The organism is Modestobacter sp. VKM Ac-2983 (assembly GCF_026967885.1).
In the GTDB taxonomy this organism is placed as follows: Bacteria; Actinomycetota; Actinomycetes; order Mycobacteriales; family Geodermatophilaceae; genus Modestobacter.
Genome location: NZ_JAPVBK010000003.1, coordinates 963,412 through 983,693, shown reverse-complemented (window position 1 = coordinate 983,693; position 20,282 = coordinate 963,412). Strand labels below are relative to the sequence as shown.

Genomic DNA, 20,282 nt, shown 5'->3' with positions numbered 1-20,282 from the left:
CCGGAGGGTCCACACAGACGACGAGAGCCCCCGACCCGGGTGGGTCGGGGGCTCTGCCAGGTGTAGCCCCGAAGGGATTCGAACCCTCGCTACCGCCGTGAGAGGGCGGCGTCCTGGGCCGCTAGACGACGGGGCCAGGTGCTGATGTGGTGCGGTCGTACTGAAGAGCTGTGCTCCTCGCTGGGGTACCAGGACTCGAACCTAGACTAACGGAACCAGAAACCGTCGGGCTGCCAATTACCCCATACCCCAATGGCCGTTCAGCACCTTGCGGCGCCGGGAAGAGACGATACCCGATCCGGACGGAGGGGGCGCAGGCACCCCCTCCCTCGGCGGGTCAGCCCCCCTTCGGCCGACCCCACCCGCCCGTCGGCGGGCCCGCCGCCCAGGGCCTCGGTGCCGGCGGGTCGCCCCACGGCGACGGAGCCGACCCAGCCCACGGCGGCGGAGCCGACGACGCAGCCCACGGCGGCGGAGCGGGCGGCCCGCCCCACCGCGGCTGAGCTGGTCCTGCCGTGGCCGACGCCGTCAGCTGCAGCGCGGGGCTGAGCAGCTCCGGGCGCAGCCGCCGGCTGGCGACGGCCACCCAGACGACGAAGGCGACCATGCCCGTCATCCCGAGCAGGGTCGTCGCCAGGCTCAGCGCGCCGCCGGGGTCGGCCGTGGCGAGCTCCTCCCCCAGGGCCCCGGCCATGATGAAGATCACCACGTTGTTGACCGCGTGCAGTGCGATGGCTGCCTCCAGCCCGCCGGTCAGCCAGACCGCTGCCGACAGCACCAGGCCGATGACGAACCGGTAGAGGAAGGACTCGACGTCCGGTGGCGCGTGCGCTGCGGAGAACAGCGCCGCCGTCAGCACCCCCGCGACCACCGCACCGGCCTGCGGACGGCCGACCCAGCCGGCGATCGCCTGGCTCAGGTACCCGCGGAAGAAGTACTCCTCGGCCGCGCACTGCAGCGGCGTCGTCAGCAGGACGACCAGGAGGAGCCAGCCGAAGGAGGAGGTCGGCCCCGTGATCGACAGGTCGGTGGCCGCGATGGTGAGCAGCAGGCCGACGGCGACCGCGAGCCCGAGGGTCGCCAGGGCACGCCAGGTCCAGGGCAGCAGCATCTGCCAGCGCAGCCGGCCCAGCACCGAGGACGACCAGCCGATCCGCAGCCCGTGCGGCACCAGCCAGCACACCCACACGATCGGGATGGCCACGATCAGCGAGGCGTTGGTGACCAGCAGCACCCTGATGTCCGTGAGGTCCTGCATGGCGAGGTCCGGCACCACCCCGGTCAGCAGGACGACCAGCACCAGCACCACGGCCGCCACCCCGTAGAGCACGGTGAACAGCAGCAGGCCCAGCACCGGCCGCCACCACGCCCAGTCCCGCGTCCGCATCAGCAGGAAGTAGGGCTGGGGGACGTCGTGCGGGGGCGCCCCGGGCGGGGCGGTCGGCCGGGGCGGTCCCGACGGCGGCTGCGCAGGAGGCGGGTAGGAACGCTGCGCCGGAGGCGGGTGGGGGTGCTGCGCCGGGGGCGGGTAGGGCGGCACCCCGGGTGGGGTCCACCCGGGGGCGGCCGGCCAGCCGGCGGGGCCGCCCGGCGGAGGGCCGAGGGGCACCCGGGGCGGGGCGCCGTACCGGCCGGTCGGCGGCGGGCCGGTGTAGGGCGGCTCGGCCTGGCCCTCGGCGCCCCAGCCCCCGCCGGTCATCCGGTCGCTGTCCCGCGGGCTGCGGCGAGCCGGGCGAGGGTGCGCTCGCGGCCCAGCAGCTCCATCGACTCGTACAGCGGCGGGGAGACCGTGCGGCCGCTGACGGCCACCCGTACCGGACCGAACGCCTGCCGCGGTTTGCGGCCGAGGCCCTCGACGAGGGCCTCCTTGAGCGCCGTCTCGATCGCGGCGGTCGTCCACTCCGGGAGCGCCTGCAGCGCCGCGGTCGCGGCGTCCAGCACCTCACCGGCACCGGCGGCCAGCTGCTTCTCCGCGGCCGCGGGCTCGATCTCGACGTCTTCGGTGAACAGGAAGCCGAGCAGCCCGACGGCGTCAGAGAGCACGATCATCCGCTCCTGGGCCAGCGGGGCGATCGCCTCGAGCGTGGCGGCCTGCTCGGCGGTGGGCGGGTCGGCCACCAGCCCGGCGCCCGCCAGGTACGGCGTCACCGCGGCGAGGAACTCCTCCACCGGCAGCGCCCGCAGGTGGGTGGCGTTGATCGCCTCGGCCTTCTTCAGGTCGAAGCGGGCGGGGTTGGCGCTGACGCTGTCGACGTCGAAGGCCTCTGCCAGCTCTGCCGGCGAGAAGATGTCCCGGTCCTCGGCGATCGACCAGCCGAGCAGGGCCAGGTAGTTGACCAGTCCGGCGGGCAGGAAGCCGCGGTCCCGGTAGACGTCGAAGTTCGACTGCGGGTCCCGCTTGGACAGCTTCTTGTTGCCCTCCCCCATCACCAGGGGCAGGTGCCCGAAGCGCGGGGTGCCGGTGGCCACACCGATGTCGGTGAGCGCCCGGTACAGCGCGATCTGCCGCGGGGTCGAGGGCAGCAGGTCCTCTCCCCGCAGCACGTCGGTGATGCCCATCAGGGCGTCGTCGACCGGGTTCACCAGCGTGTACAGCGGGGTGCCGTTGCCGCGGACGAGCACGAAGTCGGGGACGGCACCGGCGGCGAACCGGACCTCTCCGCGCACGTGGTCGGTCCAGGCGAGGTCCTCGTCCGGCATCCGCAGCCGGAGCACCGGCTCGCGGCCCTCGGCCCGGAACGCGGACTTCTGCGCATCGGTCAGGAACCGGTCGGCGTTGTCGTAGCCGAGCTTGGGGTCCTGACCGGCAGCCCGGCGACGGGCGTCGACCTCCTCGTTGGTGGAGAACGACTCGTACGCGTGCCCGGCGGCGAGCAGCTTCGCTGCCACGTCCTGGTACAGCTCCGACCGCTCGGACTGCCGGTAGGGGCCGTGCGGACCGCCCACCCCCGGGCCCTCGTCCCAGTCCAGTCCGAGCCACCGCAGGCAGTCCAGCAGGTGCCGCTCGGACTCCAGGGTGTTGCGGGCCGGGTCGGTGTCCTCGATCCGGACGACGAACTGGCCACCGGTGTGCCGGGCGTAGGCCCAGTTGTAGAGCGCCGCCCGCATCACGCCCACGTGGACCGTGCCGGTCGGGGACGGGCAGAACCGGGTGCGGACGGGACCGGCCGGGGCGGTCATCGGAGGCCGGCCGTGGAGGTCGGGTCCGCGCCGGCGACCGTGCTGGTCAGCGTGCCCAGGCCCTCGATCGTGCACTCGACGCGCTGCCCCGGCGCGATCGGGCCGACGCCGGCCGGGGTGCCGGTCAGCACCACGTCCCCGGGGAGCAGGGTCATCACCTGCGAGATGTGCGAGATCAGCGTCGGCACGCCGAACAGCAGCTGGCTGGTCCGGCCGGACTGGCGCAGCTCGCCGTCCACGCTGCAGGTGATCTCCAGGTCCGCCGGGTCCTTGCCGAGGCCGGCCAGGTCGGTCTCGATCCACGGGCCGAGCGGGCAGAAGGAGTCGAAGCCCTTCGCCCGGGTCCACTGCCCGTCGTTGCGCTGCATGTCCCGCTCGGTCACGTCGTTGCCGATCGTGTAGCCGAAGACGCTGGACAGCGCCTGCTCCGGGCTGACCTGGCGGGCGCCGCGCGCGCCGATGACGACGGCGAGCTCGACCTCGTGGTGCACGTTCGTGCTGCCGGCCGGGATGCGGATGGCGTCACCCGGGCCGATCACCGTGGTGGAGGGCTTGAGGAAGACCAGCGGCTCCTTCGGCGCGTCCCCGGTCGCCATCTCCTGCACGTGGTCGGCGTAGTTCTTGCCGATGCCGACCACCTTGCTGGGGAGGATCGGCGAGAGCAGCCGGACGTCGGCCGCGGCGTACCGCTGACCGGTGAAGGAGATCTGACCGAACGGGTGGCCTTCGATCTGGGCGACCTGGCCGTCCCCGTCGAGGACCCCGAAGGACATGCCGGCTGGGTGGGCGAAGCGGACGATGCGCACGTCCTCAGGCTAGTCGGGGCTCCCTGTCCGGCCACCGTGCGGCATCCCCAGGTCGCTACCGTGCGTCATGGCCGCCCGGATCACCGCAGTCGCCGTCAACTCCACCGACCCTGCCGCGCTCGCCCAGTGGTGGGCCGAGGTGCTCGGCTACGAGGTGCAGGACACCGACGATGACGGCGTGGTGACGATCGGCCCACCGGGGCAGGAGCCCAAGGGCCCACAGCCCGTGCTGGACTTCGTCCCGGTGCCCGACCCGACGCCGGGCAAGCGCCGGCTGCACCTGGACCTCAACGCCACAGACCGGTCGCAGGCCGAGGAGCTGGACCGGCTGCTCACCCTGGGCGCCACCCCGGTCGACGTGGGCCAGGGCCCGCTCACCGACGACATGACCTGGCACGTGCTGGCCGACCCGGAGGGCAACGAGTTCTGCCTGCTGGCCAGCACGGTCACGCCGCTCGGCGGTCGAACGCTCAGGGGTTGAACGCTCAGGGGTTGAACTCGGCCTCCGGTGCGACGTCGACGTCCAGCAGCAGCGGGGCGTCGAGCTCCCGCAGCCGGGGCAGCACGTCGTCCAACACCTCGAGCAGCTCCTCGTGGCTGCTGATCCGGCGGGCCGGGCAGCCCAGCGCGCTGGCCAGGGCGGAGAGCCGGACCTCCGGGAAGCTCGGCCACGGCGCCTTCCCGGCCCCCTGCCGCTCGACCAGCTTGTCCATGATCGCGTAGCCGCCGTTGGCGAAGACGACGAAGAGGACGCCGACGCCGTAGCGGGCCGCCGTCCACAGCGACTGGACGGCGTACATCGACGAGCCGTCGCCGAGGACCGCGACCACCGGCCGGTCGGGGCGGGCCATCCGGACACCGATGGCCGCCGGCATGCCGAACCCCAGGCCGCCCATCGCCACGCCCAGGTACCCCAGCGGCTGCCGGGACGGGACCATCTCCTCCAGCACCTGGCGGGTGGACGGCGACTCCTCCACCACCACCGTGTCCGGGTCGAGGCGCTGAGCGAGCTGGGCGTAGACGTGCGGGGCCCGCAGCGGCTCCCCCGGCGCCGGCGGCGGCACGGTGACCGGCGTCCGCGGCGGGCCGGGCGGCAGCCCGCGGTCGGTCACCCGCTCGGCGAGTGCGGCGCAGAACACGCCCGGGTCGGTGAGCACGGCCAGGTCGGCGGGGCTCCGGTGGACCTCGGCCGGGTCCTGGCTGACCTGCACGATCCGGGCGCCGGGGTCGACGAACGGCCCGGGCTGGTAGGGGTACTGCCGGAAGGCCGGGCCGCCGACGACCAGCACGAGGTCGTGGCCGGCCAGCACCCCGCGCAGCCGCTCCCGGCCGGCGGGGAGCAGCCCCTGGTACTGCGGGTGGTCCTGGGGGAAGCCGGCCCGGGCGCCGAAGGCCTCCTGCCGCACCGGGGCGGCCAGCCGCTCGGCCAGCTGCACCAGCGCGGCCCGGGTGACGGCGGTGTCCGCCCCGGCACCGACCACCAGCACCGGCGACGTCGCGCCGTCGAGCAGTTCGGCGACCTCGGTGACCGTCGCCTCGTCGACCCCCACCGGGCGCCGCACCACGGTCGCAGCGGCCAGCGGCTCGGCGTCGGACATCGGCTGCGCCCAGTCGTCCATCGGGACGACCACGATCGCCGGGCCGCGCCCGGTGACCGCCTCGTGGTGGGCCCGGGCGATCGACCCGGGCACGTCCTGGGCGCGCACCGGCTGGTCGACCCAGACCGGGTAGTCACCGGCCAGGCCGGCGAGCCTCCCGGCGAGGAAGGGCTCCAGGGCCAGGTGCCGCCGGTCCTGCTGGCCGACCACGACCACCAGCGGCGCCCGGTTGACCCGGGCGGTGGCCAGCGCGCCGACGGCGTTGCCCAGCCCCGCCGTCGTGTGCAGGTTGACCAGGGCCGGTCGGTCGTGGGCGATGGCCCACCCGGTGGCGATCCCCACCACCGACCCCTCGTGAAGCGCGAGCACGAACTCGATGTCGTCGGGCAGCCCGGCGAGGAAGGGCACCTCGGTCGAGCCCGGATTGGCGAACATCGTGGTCAGGCCGAGCCGGCGCAGCACGTCGAAGGTGACGTCCCGGACGGTGGGCGCCGCAGGAGGGGTCGTGGGGTCGGGCACGGTCAGTCGGTCGCGAGCAGCGCGTCGACGTCGGCGGTCTCCTCGGTGATCCCGTACTCCGCCATCAGCTCGGCGACCGTCTCCATCGACTCCACGTTGATCTCCTCGGGGAAGGACGGGAGGGCGATCTGCTCGGCGGTCTCCGGTGTGATGCTGGTGTAGGTGGTGATGATCCGGCGCAGCTCGTCCGGGTTCTCCTGGGCGTACTGCAGCGACTCGGTCATCGCGGCCTGGAAGTCGTCGACCAGGTCAGGGTTCTCCGCCAGCATCTGCTCGGTGGTGAAGTAGGTCGCCACGGTGAGGTCCTCCACCGGCTCGGCGAAGTTGCGCACCACCGCCCGGGCGCCCTGGCCGGTGGCGACGGTGACGAACGGCTCGACCACCCAGGCGGCGTCCACGTTGCCGTTGGCGATCGCGGCCGGCATGTCCGGGAAGGGCAGCTCGACGAAGTTGACCGTCGAGGAGTCACCGCCGGCGTCCTCGACCGCCTTGCGGATCGTGACCTCGCCGATGTTCTTGAAGTTGTTCACCGCCACGGTCTTGCCGGCCAGGTCGGCGGCGGTCTGCACCGGGCTGTCGGCGGGCACGACGACGGCGGAGAAGTCGGTCGCCGGGTCACCGGTCGAGGCGGTCCCGTTGGAGACGATCTGCAGCGGCAGCCCCTGGGTCTGGGCCAGCAGCAGGGAGGTCACGTTGCCGAACGCGAAGTCGAAGTCCCCGGCGACCACGCCGGGCACGGCCGCGGCGCCACCGGACCCGGGCACCAGCTCCAGCTCGATCCCCCGCTCCTCGAAGAAGCCCTGCTCCTGCCCGAGGTAGATGGGCGCGACGTCGATGATCGGGATGATGCCGACGGTCACCTGAGCCAGGCCGCCCTCGGTCTCGGTGGTCGGCTCGTCGGCAGAACCGCCGCAGGCGGTGGCGGTGGTCAGCAGCGCGAGGGCGGTGATCGGGGCGAGCAGGCGACGCATGGGGGCTCCTTTGCCGGACGTGCGAGGTGGAGAGGGGGTGGAGCCTGGACTAGTGACCGGGGTCCGCGGCTACGGTGGGCTGCCCGGCCCGGTGGCTGCCGGTGGCGACCTCGTCGCGCTGGTGCTGGTCGCCCTTGCGGTGCTTGGCCAGCTGGATCTGCTCGTAGACGTGCCCGCGCAGCTCGGCGAACCGCGGCGAGGACCGGGTCTCCAGCTGGGTGCGCTCGTCGGGCAGGTCGATGGTGAGGTCCTCCATGATCACCGTCGGGGAGGAGGACAGCACGAGCACCCGCTGCCCCAGGTAGACCGACTCGTCGATGTCGTGGGTGACGAAGAGGATGGTCACCCCGAGCTTGTGCCAGAGCGAGCGGATCAGGTCCTCGAGGTCGGCCCGGGTCTGGGCGTCGACGGCGGCGAACGGCTCGTCCATCAGCAGGACCTTGGGCTCGTAGGCCACGGCCCGGGCGATCGCCACGCGCTGCTGCATGCCGCCGGACAGCTGCCACGGGTAGGCGCTGTGCACGTCGGCCAGGCCGACGGCCTCCAGCGCGTCGCGCACCAGCTCCCGTCGGCGGGCCTTGTCCAGCTTCTTCTGCTTCAGCGGCAGCTCGACGTTGCCCTCGACGGTCATCCACGGGTACAGGCTGCGGCCGTACTCCTGGAAGACCACCGCCATCGCCTCCGGCGGTCCGTCGACGCGGGCGCCGGCGAGGGTGACCGTGCCGGCGGTGGGCTCCAGCAGCCCGGCGATGCACTTGAGCAACGTGGTCTTGCCCGCACCGGAGGGGCCCACGATGCAGACCAGCTCGCCGTCACCGACGGAGAAGGTCAGGTCGCGGACGGCCTCCACGGTCCGGCCGGAGCCGGTGTAGGTCTTCTGCACGCCGGCGACGTCGAGCAGCGGCTGGGTCATCAGTTCTCTCCTCGCTGAGATCGGCGCAGGCCGTGGTACCAGCGCAGGCTGCGCCGTTCGAAGAACTGGAACAGCAGGGACAGGACGAACCCGAGCAGGCCGAGCAGCAGGATGCCGCTCCACATCTCCGGGATGGCGAAGCTGCGCTGGAACTGGATGACGCTGAACCCCAGCCCGTTGGTGGAGGCGAACATCTCGCTGATGACCATGAGGATGATCGAGATCGAGAGCGCCTGGCGCATGCCGGCGACGATCTGCGGGCTGGCCGCCGGCAGCACCAGGTGGCGGAGCCGGGCCAGGCCGGTGACGCCGTAGGACCGCGAGGTGTCGGACAGGACGTCGTCGACCGCGCGCACGCCCTCCACGGTGTTGAGCAGCACCGGCCAGACCGCACCGGAGACGATCACGATGACCTTGGCGGTGTCCCCGATCCCGGCGAACAGGAACAGGATCGGGATCAGCGCCGGCGGTGGGATGGCCCGGAAGAACTCCAGCACCGGCTCGGTGACCCGCCGCAAGGTGCGGTTGGCCCCCAGCAGCACCCCCAGCCCGACCCCGACGACGACCGCCCCGGTGTAGCCGATCGCCAGCCGGGTGACGCTGGGCAGCACGTCGGCGCGCAGGCGCTCGGAGAACCAGACGTCACCGAACGTGGTGAGGATGGTCTGCAGCGGCGGCGCGTAGTAGTTCGTGCTGTCCGCCGACCACACCCACCAGAGCGTGATCAGGATGACGGGCAGGGTGAGCGCGAAGCCCAGCGTCCTGCCCCAGCGCAGTACCGGGTTCACGTCAGCCCCCCACGTCCGCGCGCACCGACGAGTGCCACGCCAGCGTCCGGCGCTCCAGCGCGCGGGCGGCCAGGTTGACCACCACGCCGAGCAGACCGGTGAAGATGACCAGGCCGTACACCAGCGGGACGGCGTTGGACGACTGGGCCAGCGCGATCTCGGCGCCGAGCCCGGTGCCGATGCCCACCAGGCCGGCGGTCACGGCCAGGATCAGGGCGACCGCCGCACCCAGCCGCACGCCGGTCATCACGTAGGGCAGCGCGGTCGGCCAGATCAGGTACCGCACCCGGGCCCAGCGGCCCAGGTGGTAGGACCGCGCCGTCTCCCGGGCCACCGGGTCGACGTCCTGCACCCCGTAGACGACCTGGATCAGGATCTGCCAGAACGAGGCGTACACCACCAGCAGCAGCGTCGACTGCAGGCCCAGGCCCAGGAGCAGCACCGCCAGCGGGATCAGCGCCACCGACGGCACCGGCCGCAGGAACTCGATCGTCGAGGCGGTGAACCGGCGCAGCAGCTCGACGCTGCCGATCAGCAGCCCCAGCCCGATGCCGGCCACCAGTGCGATCCCCAGCCCGATCCCCCACGCCTGGACCGTCTCCGCGGTCGCGGCCCAGAAGCGGTCGGTGCCGGCCGCCTCCACCAGCGCTCCCACCATCTCGCTGAACGGCGGGAAGTAGTCCGCCGACACGATGCCGGTGCGGGGCAGCAGCTCGAGCAGCGCGGCGAACGCGACCAGCCCGCCCAGGCCGAGGACCGCGGACGGGAGCTCGGGACGGCGCCGGCGGACCGGCTCGGCACCCGCGCGGGCGGGGCGCACCTCCGTCGTGCTCATGGCGTTGCCCGGGTGAGCAGGTGCATCAGGTCCCTGTCCTCCACGGTGAGGGCGAGTGGTCGAACCTGTCCGCCGAAGGGTGGCAGTCCACGCGGATCCCGCTACGGTGTGCGGCATCCGAACGTGCGTTCACGACGAGAACGTAGGTCGTGAGGCCAGTCACGTCAACGCTCGTGCTGGAACCGTGATCGGGCGCCGAGGCAGCCGCCCGGGAGGAGTTCGATGGACGCGATGGCACCCGCCGGCGACGAGGGCGGCAGCGAGCGACCGGAGGCCTTCGTCCAGTCCCTGGCGCGCGGACTCGCCGTCATCCGGGCGTTCGACGCCGAGCACACCCAGCTGACCCTCAGCGAGGTCGCCCGGGAGACCGGGCTCACCCGGGCGGCTGCCCGCCGGTTCCTGCTCACCCTGGTCGAGCTGGGGTACGTCCGCTCCGCCGGCCGACTGTTCGAGCTGCGTCCGCGGGTGCTGGAGCTGGGCTACGCCTACCTGTCCGGGCTGTCCCTGCCCGAGGTCGCCCGCCCGCACATGGAGCAGCTGGCCGCCGAGGTGCACGAGTCGTGCTCGCTGTCGGTGCTGGACGGCGACGAGATCGTCTACGTCGCCCGGGTGCCGACCAAGCGGATCATGACCGTCGCCATCAACGTGGGCACCCGGTTCCCGGCTCACGCGACGTCGATGGGCCGGGTTCTGCTGGCCGCCCAGCCGGAGGCCGACCGCCAGCGCTACCTGCAGACCGCACAGCTGACCGCGCTGACCCGGTTCACCGTCACCGACCCCGACCGGCTGCGCCGAGCGCTGGCCGAGGCCCGTGACCAGGGCTGGGCGCTGGTGGACCAGGAGCTCGAGGAGGGGCTGCGCTCGATCGCGGTGCCGGTGCGGGACGGCGACGGCGCCGTGCTCGCGGCGATGAACATCTCCGCCTCCGCGCGGCACAGCACCCCGGACGCGGTCCGCGACGACCTGTTGCCCGCGCTGCAGGCCGCCGCCCGGGAGATCGAGCTGGACCTGCGCCGCAGCCCCGGCTGACCGCTTCCCTCAGCGGCGCCGCACCGCGTAGGTGAAGGCGTCGACCAGGGCGTGCCAGGAGGCCTCGACGATGTTGTCGTGCACCCCGACGGTGGTCCACTCCCCCACCCCGTCGGTGCTGTCGACGAGCACCCGGGTGGTGGCGCTCGTGCCGCCGTTCCAGCCCAGGATGCGCACCTTGTAGTCGGCCAGCGAGACGTCGGCGAGGTGCGGGTACCGGCTGACCAGGGCCTGCCGCAGCGCGTTGTCCAGCGCGTTGACCGGGCCGTTGCCCTCGCCGGTGCTGATCACCCGCTCCGTCGTCCCGTCCTCCTTCGGAACGTGCACCTTGACGGTGGCCTCGCTGACGACCACCCCGTTCCCCCAGTGCTCGACGGAGGTCCGGTAGCTCTCCAGCTCGAACAGCGGCGCCGGGGCCCCGGGCAGCTCGGCGCGCAGCAGCAGCTCGAAGGAGGCGTCGGCGGCCTCGAAGGACCACCCGTCGGCCTCCAGCACCTTGACCTGGTCGACCACCCGGCCGATGGCGTCGGCCTGGCCGGCCAGGTCCACCCCCAGCTCGCGCCCCTTGAGCTCGATCGAGGCCCGCCCGGCCATCTCGGTGACCAGGATGCGCATGTCGTTGCCGACGACGGCCGGGTCCAGGTGGTTGTACAGCTCCGGGCGGACCTTGATGGCGCTGGCGTGCAGGCCGGCCTTGTGCGCGAACGCCGAGGCGCCGACGAACGGCTGGTGGTCGTCCGGGGCGATGTTGGCCAGCTCCGCGATGGCGTGGCTGACCCGCTTCAGCTCGGGCAGGCACTCGGCCGGCACCACCGGCAGCCCCATCTTGGTGACCAGGTTGCCGATGAGGGCGAACGTGTCGGCGTTGCCGGCCCGCTCGCCGTAGCCGTTGGCGGTGCCCTGGACGTGGGTCACGCCGGCCTCGACGGCGGCCAGGCTGTTGGCGACCGCGCACCCGGTGTCGTCCTGGCAGTGGATGCCGAGCTTCCCGGTGGTCCGCGCACGGACGTCGGCGACCACCCGGCCCACGCCCATCGGCAGCATCCCGCCGTTGGTGTCGCACAGCACGCCCACCTCGGCGCCGGCGGCGAAGGCGGCCTGCAGCACGGCGACGCCGTGGTCCGGGTCGGCGGCGTAGCCGTCGAAGAAGTGCTCGCAGTCGACGAACACCCGCCGTCCGTGCGTGACCAGGAAGGCGACGGTGTCCGCGACCATCGCCAGGTTCTCCTCGGGCGTGGTGCGCAGCGCCTCGCGCACGTGCCGCACGTCGGACTTGGCCACCAGGCACACCACCGGGGTCTGCGCGTCCAGCAGCGCGCGTACCTGGGGGTCGTCCTCGACCCGGACGCCGACCTTGCGGGTGGCGCCGAAGGCCACCAGCTGCGCGTGCCGGAGGTCCAGCTCGGTGCGGGCACGGGCGAAGAACTCGGTGTCCTTGGGCAGCGCGCCCGGCCAGCCGCCCTCGATGAAGCCGACCCCGATCTCGTCGAGCAGCCGCGCGACGGCGAGCTTGTCCGCGACGGACCAGCTCACGCCCTCGCGCTGGGCGCCGTCGCGCAGGGTCGTGTCGAAGACGTGGAAGTCGGTCGGGTCGAGGTCGAGCTCGGTGGCGGGGTGCGTGGCCACGGTGTCTCCCGGGTCGGTTCGGTACTGGGCCCAGACACGAAAAAACCTCCCGGGGTACGGGAGGTTGCGCGCAGTCCGGGGAGGTGACTGCGCGCTAGCTGATGATGATCGTGCGGGTGGCGTCCATCACCACCAGTAGAGCACGCCGAACTCGGATCTCGGAACGGGCCGTCCACTGTGCGGGACGGACGTCCGGCGGGGCGCAGCGAGCAGGCCGCGCCCCGCCGGGTCGTCAGCCGGACAGTGCGGCCAGTCGGTCGCCGATCTCGGTGGTGCGGATCGGCGCCTTGGGGTCCCGGGTGGAGAGGTCGAAGGCGACCGCCGCGTTGACCTTCTTCGCCAGCTCGGGCCGGCCCAGGTGCTCCAGCAGCAGCCCGACCGACAGCACGGTCGCCGTCGGGTCGGCGATGCCCTGCCCGGCGATGTCCGGCGCGGAGCCGTGCACCGGCTCGAACATGCTCGGGTTGGTCCCCGAGACGTCCAGGTTGCCACTGGCGGCCAGCCCGATCCCCCCGGTGACGGCGGCGGCCACGTCGGTGACGATGTCGCCGAAGAGGTTGTCGGTGACGATGACGTCGTAGCGGCCGGGGTCGGTGATGAAGAACATCGCCGCGGCGTCGACGTGCTGGTAGGCCACGCTGACCTCGGGGAACTCGGCGGAGAGCTCCTCGACGGTGCGGGACCACAGCGAGCCGGCGTGGGTGAGCACGTTGGTCTTGTGGATCAGCGTGAGGTGCTTGCGCGGCCGCGCGACCGCCCGCTCGAAGGCGTACCGGACGACGCGCTCCACGCCGAAGGCGGTGTTCAGGCTCACCTCGGTGGCGACCTCGTGCGGGGTGTCCCGCCGAAGCACGCCGCCGTTGCCGACGTAGGGCCCCTCGGTGCCCTCGCGCACGCAGAGCATGTCGATCTCGCCGGGCTCGGCGAGCGGGCTGCGCACGCCGTCGAACAGCCGGGCCGGGCGGAGGTTGACGTGGTGGTCGAGCTCGAAGCGCAGCTTGAGCAGCAGCCCGCGCTCCAGGATGCCGCTGGGCACACCCGGGTCACCGACGGCACCGAGCAGGATCGCGTCGTGCTGGCGCAGCTCCTCCAGCACCGAGTCCGGCAGCAGCTCACCGGTGCGGTGCCAGCGGGCGGCCCCCAGGTCGTAGGGGGTGCTCTCGATGTCCGGGGCGACCGCGCCCAGGACCTTGAGGCCCTCGGCCACCACCTCGGGACCGATGCCGTCTCCGGGTACCACTGCCAGGCGCATGAGGCCAGAGGTTAGTGGGCGCCCGGCCCCGGCCTCACACCCGCCACCTGCACCCGCCGGATCGCCGGATCGCACCGGGGACCACGAGGCCGCGCCGTCCTCGTGGGACGGCGCAGCCGGTGGTCGCGCTGGGTGCGGGGTGGGTCAGCTCGGGTTGAGGTCGGCGGCCCGGACCTGTCGGGCGCCGATCCGCTGGCCGATGTCGGCCAGCAGCTCCCCGCTGACCGGGCTGTCGACGGTCACGGCCATCAGCGCCTCACCGCCCTGGGTGGTGCGGCTGACCTGCGCTCCGGCGATGTTGACCCCGGCCTCCCCGAGGGCGGCTCCCACCGTGCCGACGACCCCGGGCCGGTCGGCGTAGACGAAGAACAGCAGGTAGCCGTCGGCGGCGAGGTCGATCTCGAAGCCACCGACCTCGGTCAGCTTGGGCACCTGGTTCTTGCCGTAGAGGGTGCCGGAGACGGTCACCTCGGCGCCGTCGGCCATCGCCCCCCGCACGGTGATCAGGTTGCGGTAGTGCGGGCTCTCCGTGCTGCTGGACAGCGTGACGTCCAGGCCCCGCTGGTCGGCGAGGAGCGGGGCGTTGACGTAGGTGACCGGCTCCTCGACGACGTCGGAGAAGACCCCGCGGAGCACCGCGAGCTGCACCACGGAGACGTCGAACTCGGCGATCTTGCCCTGCACCTCGACGTTCACCGACTGGGCGAGCCCACCGGCGACCGCGGTGAACACCCGGCCGAGCTTCTCGGCCAGCGGCAGGCCGGGGCGGACGTCCTCGGCGACGATGCCGCCGGCCTGGACGTTCACCGCGTCGGGCACGAAGTCGCCCTGCAGCGCCAGGCGCACGCTGCGCGCGACGGCGGTGCCGGCCTTGTCCTGCGCCTCGGTGGTGGAGGCGCCCAGGTGCGGGGTCACGACCACGTTCGGCAGCCCGAACAGTGGGCTGTCGGTGCAGGGCTCCTTGGCGTAGACGTCGATGCCGGCGGCACCCACCTGGCCGGACTGCAGCGCCTCGGCCAGGGCGGCCTCGTCGACCAGCCCCCCGCGGGCGGCGTTGACGATGATCACGCCCCGCTTGGTGGCGGCGAGCTGGTCGGCACCGATGAGGCCGAGGGTCTCGGGGGTCTTGGGCAGGTGGACGGTGATGAAGTCCGACTCACGCAGCAGCTCGTCCAGGGACACCAGGCGGACGCCGAGCTGGGCGGCCCGGCCGGGCTGGATGTAGGGGTCGTAGGCGATCAAGGTGACGCCGAAGGCGGCCAGCCGCTGGGCGACCAGCACCCCGATCCGGCCCAGCCCGACGACGCCGACGGTCTTCTCGGTGACCTCCACGCCGGTGAACTTCGACCGGGCCCACTTCCCCTCGCGCAACGAGGCGTCGGCGGCCGGGATGTGCCGGGCAGCGGCCAGCAGCAGAGCGACGGCGTGCTCGGCGGCGCTGACGATGTTGGAGGTGGGCGCGTTGACGACCAGCACACCGCGTTCGGTGGCCGCGGCGACGTCGACGTTGTCCAGGCCGATCCCGGCCCGCGCCACGACCTTGAGCTGCGGCGCCGCTGCGAGCGCCTCGGCGTCGATCTGGGTGGCCGACCGGATCAGCACGGCCGACGCATCGGCCAGCGCGGGCAGCAGAGCGCCCCGGTCGGCGCCGTCGACGTGCCGGATCTCGACGTCACCTCCGAGCACCTCCAACACGCTGGGGGCGAGCTCTTCGGCGATCAGGACGACGGGCGTGGTCGTGGTCACGGCTCCACAGCGTAGGGACGCCGCCGACCCCGTCACGCGCCGGTGTCCACCGGTCCCACTGGGTGGACACGGCGGGTGGACCCCCGTGCTTGCCCGACCCTGCCGGCACCGCCAAGCTGGCGGCGAAGCGCCGGTGCCACCGGCCTCGTCGGAGGAGATCATGAGCAGCGACCGGGACGACGCCCAGGGCCGTCACGAGACGGCCCCGTTGGGCCAGCAGCCGGAGGACGGAGCGCAGCCCCCGGCTCCCGGGTCCACCGGCTCCACCGCCTTCGGTCAGAGCTCCGAGACCGGGGAGCAGCCGGGCCAGCCCCAGTACGGGCACGAGGCCTACGGCCAGCCCCAGCACGGCCAGGACCCGTCCGGCCAGCCCGAGTACGGAGGACCGCAGCACGGGCAGGGGCAGTACGGGCAGGGACAGCACGGCCAGCCTCACTACGACCAGCCTCACTACGGCCAGCCCCAGTACGGCCAGGACCCCTACGGCCAGCCCCAGTACGGCCAGGACCCCTACGGCCAGCCCCAGTACGGGCAGGGCCCGTACGGCCGGCCCCAGTACGGCCAGCCCCAGTACGGCCAGGACCCCTACGGCCAGCCTCAGTACGGGCAGGGCCAGTACGGGCAGGGCCAGTACGGGCAGGCGGGCTACGACCAGGGCACGCACGCGCAGGGCCAGTACGGCCAGCAGGCGTACGGCCAGTACGGCCCCTACGGCCAGCAGCAGTACGGCCAGCCCGACCCGTACGGCCAGCAGGGACAGTCCTACGGGCAGTACGGCTACGGGGAGTCCCCGGCGACCGCCCGCCCCGGCGGGGTGATCACCGCGGCCGTCCTGGGCTTCGTGCTGGCCGCCTTCGGTGTCCTGGTCGGCTTCTTCCTGATCGTCTTCGGTGCGGCGGCCCTCGCCGGCGCCGAGGGCTTCGAGGGCTTCGAGGAGGAGCTCGTCCCCGGCGTCGGCGGCGGGCTCGGCGCCGTGGGCGGGATCGCGCTGGCCTTCGGGCTGATCACGGTCCTGTGGACGGTGCTGATGATCTGGGGCTCGGTGTGGGCGCTGACCGGCCGCAGCCGGGTGCTCCTGATCATCGGCGGGTCGATCGCCATCGCGTTCACCGGCCTGACGCTGCTCGGCAGCCTCGGCGACGGCGCCCCGGGCGGCATCCTGTTCTCCCTGTTGCTGGTCGCCGCCGCCGTGTCGACGGTCCTGCTGGTCTGCCTCAAGCCGGCCAGCCGCTACTTCGCCGCCCGCCGGGCCCAGCGCGCAGCCAGCCGCTGACCCCTCCCCCGCAGTGCGACACGGCCCCCGCAGCAGACGCTGCGGGGGCCGTGTCGTCTCACCCCGCCGGAGCGGGGTGTTGCCTCAGCGGGCGGCGGTGCCGGTGTAGTCGTCGCTGGCGCTGACCCAGCTCATCAGGCCACGGAGCTTGCGACCGGTCTCCTCGATCGGGTGCGCCTCGGCCGCGGCGCGCTTGGCCGTGAAGTCCGGCGCCCCGGCGTCCTGGTCGGCGATGAAGGCAGCCGCCCATGAGCCGTCCTTGATCGCGGCGAGGACCTCCTTCATCGACTCCTTGACGCGAGCGTCGACCACCTTCGGGCCGGAGGTGTAGTCGCCGTACTCGGCGGTGTCGCTGACCGACCAGCGCTGCTTGGCGATGCCGCCCTCGTACATGAGGTCGACGATCAGCTTGAGCTCGTGCAGGCACTCGAAGTAGGCGATCTCAGGCTGGTAGCCGGCCTCGGTGAGGGTCTCGAACCCGGCCGCAACCAGCGCGGACATGCCGCCGCAGAGCACGGCCTGCTCGCCGAACAGGTCGGTCTCGGTCTCCTCGGCGAACGTCGTCTTGATGACGCCGGCGCGGGTGCCGCCGATCCCCTTGGCGTAGGAGAGCGCGAGGGCCTGGGCGCTGCCGCTGGCGTCCTGCTCGACGGCGATGAGGCAGGGCACGCCCTTGCCGTCGCTGAACTCGCGGCGGACCAGGTGCCCGGGGCCCTTGGGGGCGACCATGGCGACGTCGACGCCGGCCGGGGGCTTGATGTAGCCGAAGCGGATGTTGAAGCCGTGGCCGAAGAACAGCGCGTCGCCGTCCTGCAGGTTGGGCTCGACCGACTCGGCGTACAGCGTCCGCTGCACGTGGTCCGGGGCGAGGATCATGATCAGGTCGGCCTCGGCGGACGCCTCGGCGGGGGTGACCACGCGCAGGCCCTCGGCCTCGGCCTTGGCCCGGCTCTTGGAGCCCTCGGGCAGGCCGACCCGGACGTCGACGCCGGAGTCGCGCAGCGACAGCGCGTGGGCGTGACCCTGGCTGCCGTAGCCCAGGACGGCGACGGTGCGCCCCTGGATGATCGAGAGGTCGGCGTCGTCGTCGTAGAAGATCTCGGCGGCCATGCGGTGTGGGTTTCCCTTCGGGTGGTGGACCGCCAAAATGGCCATTTTGGCGGGGAGTGCGTGGGCTGCTAAGCGGAGCGCTCGACCGGGCGCAAGGTACCGGCGCCGCTCATCGACCGCGGTCCGCGGCCCAGGGCGACGGTGCCGGACTGGGCCATCTCCTTGATGCCGAGCGGTGCGAGGACGGCCAGCAGCGCCTGCAGCTTGTCTGGCGTGCCGGTCGCCTCGAGGGTGACGGTGTCGGTGTTGACGTCGATCACCCGGGCCCGGAAGAGCTCGGCGGTCTGCAGCACCTGGGCACGGTCGGCCAGCGGTGCACGCACCTTGACCAGCAGCAGCTCGCGCTGCACCGCGGCGGTGTCCAGCTCGACGATCTTGATCACCTCGATCAGCTTGTTCAGCTGCTTGGTGATCTGCTCCAGCGGCTGCGCCTCGGCGTCGGCCACGATCGTCATCCGGGACAGGTCCGGGTTCTCCGTCGGCCCCACGGCGAGGGACTCGATGTTGAACCCGCGCCGGCTGAAGAGCGCCGAGACCCGGGCCAGGACGCCGGACTTGTTCTCCACCAGGACCGAGAGCGTGTGACGCGTCATCCCTACACCTGTCCCTCTCCGAAGACCGGGCGCACGTCGCGCGCGGCCAGGATCTCGTCGTTGCTGGCCCCGGCCGCGACCATCGGCCACACCTGGGCGTCGGAGCCGACGATGAAGTCGATGACGACCGGGGCATCGTTGATCGCCATGGCCTTCTCGATCACCGCGTCGACGTCGTCCTTGGACTCGCAGCGCAGACCCACGCAGCCCAGCGCCTCGGCGAGGGTCACGAAGTCGGGGATGCGGACCTGCCGGGCCGTCCCCTCCTTGCCGCCGTGGGTGTTCAGGTGGGTGTTGGAGTAGCGGCCCTCGTAGAACAGGGTCTGCCACTGCCGGACCATGCCCAGGTTGCCGTTGTTGATGACGGCGACCTTGATCGGGATGCCCTCGATCGCGCAGGTGGCCAGCTCCTGGTTGGTCATCTGGAAGCAGCCGTCGCCGTCGATCGCCCACACCGTGGTGCCGGGCATGCCGTACTTGGCGCCCATGGCGGCCGGCACGGCGTAGCCCATCGTGCCCAGCCCACCGCTGTTGAGCCAGGTGCCCGGCTTCTCGTAGGAGATGAACTGGGCGGCCCACATCTGGTGCTGCCCGACCCCGGAGGCGTAGATGGCGTCCGGGCCGGCGATCGCACCCAGCCGCTCGATCACGTACTGCGGGGAGAGCATCCCGTCCTCGGGCCAGTCGTAGCCCAGCGGGTAACGGGTGCGCCAGTCCTCCAACTGCTCCCACCAGGCGTCCAGGTCCGGGGTCCGGCCCGCCTCGTGCTCGGCGCGCAGGGCGGAGACCAGCTCGACGATCGTGGCCTTGGCGTCCCCCACGATCGGCACGTCGGCCTTGCGGTTCTTGCCGATCTCGGCCGGGTCGATGTCGGCGTGGATGACGGCGGCGTTCGGCGCGAAGCTCGACAGCTCGCCGGTCACCCGGTCGTCGAAGCGCGCGCCCAGCGCGACCAGCAGGTCGGCCTTCTGCAGCGCGGTGACCGCGGTGACGTTCCCGTGCATGCCCGGCATGCCCAGGTTCTGCCGGTGGCTGTCCGGGAAGGCGCCCCGGGCCATGAGCGTGGTGACCACCGGGGCGCCGGTCAGCTCGGCCAGCTCGGCCAGCTCCTCGGCGGCGCCGGCCTTCAGGACGCCGCCCCCGACGTAGAGCACCGGCTGGCGGGCGGCGGCGATGAGCGCCGCGGCCTCGCGCACCTGCTTGCCGTGCGGACGGGTGGTCGGCTTGTAGCCGGGCAGGTCGATCCGCGGCGGCCAGCTGAAGTCGGTGGTGGCCTGCAGGACGTCCTTGGGGATGTCGACCAGCACCGGCCCGGGGCGCCCGGTGCTCGCCAGGTGGAAGGCCTCGGCGATCCTCTGCGGGATCTCCGCGGCGTCGGTGACCAGGAAGTTGTGCTTGGTCACCGGCATGGTGATGCCTCGGATGTCGGCCTCCTGGAAGGCGTCCGTGCCGATGGCGGCGGTCGGCACCTGCCCGGTGATCGCGACCATCGGCACCGAGTCCATGTAGGCGTCCGCCAGCGGGGTGACCAGGTTCGTGGCACCCGGCCCGGAGGTGGCCATGCAGACCCCCACTCGGCCGGTCGCCTGGGCGTACCCGGTGGCGGCGTGCCCGGCGCCCTGCTCGTGCCGGACCAGCACGTGCCGCAGCGCGGAGTCGAACAGCGGGTCGTAGGCCGGCAGGATCGCCCCGCCCGGGATGCCGAAGACCACCTCGACACCGACCGCCTCCAGCGACCGGACCAGGCTCTGCGCCCCGCTGATGCCGGAGACCGGCTCGGCGGCCGCCTCGGCCATCGACCGGGCGGTCGTCTCCACCCCGAGGGTCGCCTGGGCGGCGGCCTCGCTGGGGACGACGGCCGTGGCCGGGGCGGGGCCGGCGCCCGGAGCCGGGCCGGCCGCGGGACCGGCTGCGGACGAGGGGTGGGCCGCGGCGGTGCGGCCGGTGCTGGTGGTGCTCATCTCGACGGTCTCCCTGGGCGCGGGGTGGGGTGCTGCGGCGGACGCCTGTCGGTGGGCGGGGAGTCGGCCAGGCGTTGCCCGG

17 protein-coding genes and 2 tRNA genes are annotated in these 20,282 nt (G+C 72.9%); 3 read left to right on the top strand and 16 right to left on the bottom strand.

The genetic code is table 11. The features are described from left to right. Positions 1–63 precede the first annotated feature (63 nt). The 5 genes from O2W18_RS16665 to O2W18_RS16645 form a co-directional block, all read right to left on the bottom strand. Positions 64–136 (bottom strand) — tRNA-Glu (locus tag O2W18_RS16665). A 44-nt stretch (positions 137–180) separates the two neighbouring features. Beyond that, positions 181–252 (bottom strand) — tRNA-Gln (locus tag O2W18_RS16660). An 85-nt stretch (positions 253–337) separates the two neighbouring features. Then, positions 338–1,699, bottom strand: a complete 1,362-nt coding sequence (locus tag O2W18_RS16655; RefSeq protein WP_269188563.1) for a CPBP family intramembrane glutamic endopeptidase — start codon at positions 1,697–1,699, stop codon at positions 338–340. Then, positions 1,696–3,180, bottom strand: a complete 1,485-nt coding sequence (gene gltX, locus O2W18_RS16650; protein ID WP_269188562.1) for a glutamate--tRNA ligase — start codon at positions 3,178–3,180, stop codon at positions 1,696–1,698. Before gltX ends, O2W18_RS16655 begins: the two co-directional genes overlap by 4 nt. Next, entirely contained in the window at positions 3,177–3,986 is an 810-nt protein-coding gene (locus O2W18_RS16645; protein WP_269188561.1) for a fumarylacetoacetate hydrolase family protein, read from the bottom strand. The genes gltX and O2W18_RS16645 overlap by 4 nt, the downstream gene beginning before the upstream one ends. A 67-nt stretch (positions 3,987–4,053) precedes the next feature. Between O2W18_RS16645 and O2W18_RS16640 the strand changes: the two genes are divergently transcribed. Further along, a complete protein-coding gene (locus O2W18_RS16640; protein ID WP_269188560.1) occupies positions 4,054–4,467 on the top strand; it encodes a VOC family protein in 414 nt (137 codons plus the stop codon). A 4-nt stretch (positions 4,468–4,471) separates the two neighbouring features. On the opposite strand, the gene mdlC is transcribed toward O2W18_RS16640, so the two are convergent. The 5 genes from mdlC to O2W18_RS16615 are packed head-to-tail and all read right to left on the bottom strand — an operon-like array spanning position 4,472 to position 9,610. Continuing rightward, positions 4,472–6,103, bottom strand: a complete 1,632-nt coding sequence (mdlC, locus tag O2W18_RS16635; protein WP_269188559.1) for a benzoylformate decarboxylase — start codon at positions 6,101–6,103, stop codon at positions 4,472–4,474. Between the two features lie 2 nt (positions 6,104–6,105). Then, positions 6,106–7,074 carry an ABC transporter substrate-binding protein gene (locus tag O2W18_RS16630; RefSeq protein WP_269188558.1) on the bottom strand — a complete coding sequence of 323 codons (969 nt, stop codon included), beginning with the start codon at positions 7,072–7,074 and terminating at the stop codon, positions 6,106–6,108. 49 nt (positions 7,075–7,123) lie between these two features. Next, on the bottom strand, positions 7,124–7,987 hold the full coding sequence (locus O2W18_RS16625; protein ID WP_269188557.1) for an ABC transporter ATP-binding protein: 864 nt from the start codon (positions 7,985–7,987) through the stop codon (positions 7,124–7,126). Next, entirely contained in the window at positions 7,987–8,775 is a 789-nt protein-coding gene (locus tag O2W18_RS16620) for an ABC transporter permease (RefSeq protein WP_269188556.1), read from the bottom strand. Before O2W18_RS16620 ends, O2W18_RS16625 begins: the two co-directional genes overlap by 1 nt. A gap of 1 nt (position 8,776) precedes the next feature. Beyond that, positions 8,777–9,610, bottom strand: coding sequence for an ABC transporter permease (locus O2W18_RS16615; protein WP_269188555.1), 834 nt, complete (start codon positions 9,608–9,610; stop codon positions 8,777–8,779). Between the two features lie 222 nt (positions 9,611–9,832). Here O2W18_RS16615 and O2W18_RS16610 point away from each other — a divergent pair, with 222 nt between their 5' ends. After that, complete coding sequence (locus O2W18_RS16610) at positions 9,833–10,639, top strand: IclR family transcriptional regulator domain-containing protein (RefSeq protein WP_269188554.1); 807 nt, start codon at positions 9,833–9,835, stop codon at positions 10,637–10,639. 9 nt (positions 10,640–10,648) lie between these two features. On the opposite strand, the gene cimA is transcribed toward O2W18_RS16610, so the two are convergent. The 3 genes from cimA to serA all read right to left on the bottom strand — a co-directional run bounded on the left by cimA (position 10,649) and on the right by serA (position 15,263). Next, the gene (gene cimA / locus O2W18_RS16605) at positions 10,649–12,265 is read right to left on the bottom strand and encodes a citramalate synthase (RefSeq protein ID WP_269188553.1); all 1,617 of its coding nucleotides are present in this window, start codon (positions 12,263–12,265) and stop codon (positions 10,649–10,651) included. Positions 12,266–12,497: 232 nt separating this feature from the next. Next, positions 12,498–13,517 carry a 3-isopropylmalate dehydrogenase gene (locus tag O2W18_RS16600; RefSeq protein WP_269170889.1) on the bottom strand — a complete coding sequence of 340 codons (1,020 nt, stop codon included), beginning with the start codon at positions 13,515–13,517 and terminating at the stop codon, positions 12,498–12,500. Between the two features lie 144 nt (positions 13,518–13,661). Further along, complete coding sequence (gene serA / locus O2W18_RS16595) at positions 13,662–15,263, bottom strand: phosphoglycerate dehydrogenase (protein WP_269188552.1); 1,602 nt, start codon at positions 15,261–15,263, stop codon at positions 13,662–13,664. A 160-nt stretch (positions 15,264–15,423) separates the two neighbouring features. On the opposite strand from serA, the gene O2W18_RS16590 reads away from it, so the two are divergent. Then, positions 15,424–16,536, top strand: coding sequence for a hypothetical protein (locus tag O2W18_RS16590; protein ID WP_269188551.1), 1,113 nt, complete (start codon positions 15,424–15,426; stop codon positions 16,534–16,536). An 84-nt stretch (positions 16,537–16,620) separates the two neighbouring features. On the opposite strand, the gene ilvC is transcribed toward O2W18_RS16590, so the two are convergent. From ilvC to O2W18_RS16575, 3 genes are all read right to left on the bottom strand, one after another. After that, complete coding sequence (ilvC, locus tag O2W18_RS16585) at positions 16,621–17,646, bottom strand: ketol-acid reductoisomerase (protein WP_269165330.1); 1,026 nt, start codon at positions 17,644–17,646, stop codon at positions 16,621–16,623. 68 nt (positions 17,647–17,714) lie between these two features. Beyond that, positions 17,715–18,239, bottom strand: a complete 525-nt coding sequence (ilvN, locus tag O2W18_RS16580; RefSeq protein ID WP_036340025.1) for an acetolactate synthase small subunit — start codon at positions 18,237–18,239, stop codon at positions 17,715–17,717. A gap of 2 nt (positions 18,240–18,241) precedes the next feature. Then, positions 18,242–20,200 carry an acetolactate synthase large subunit gene (locus O2W18_RS16575; RefSeq protein ID WP_269188550.1) on the bottom strand — a complete coding sequence of 653 codons (1,959 nt, stop codon included), beginning with the start codon at positions 20,198–20,200 and terminating at the stop codon, positions 18,242–18,244. Positions 20,201–20,282: the final 82 nt, after the last annotated feature.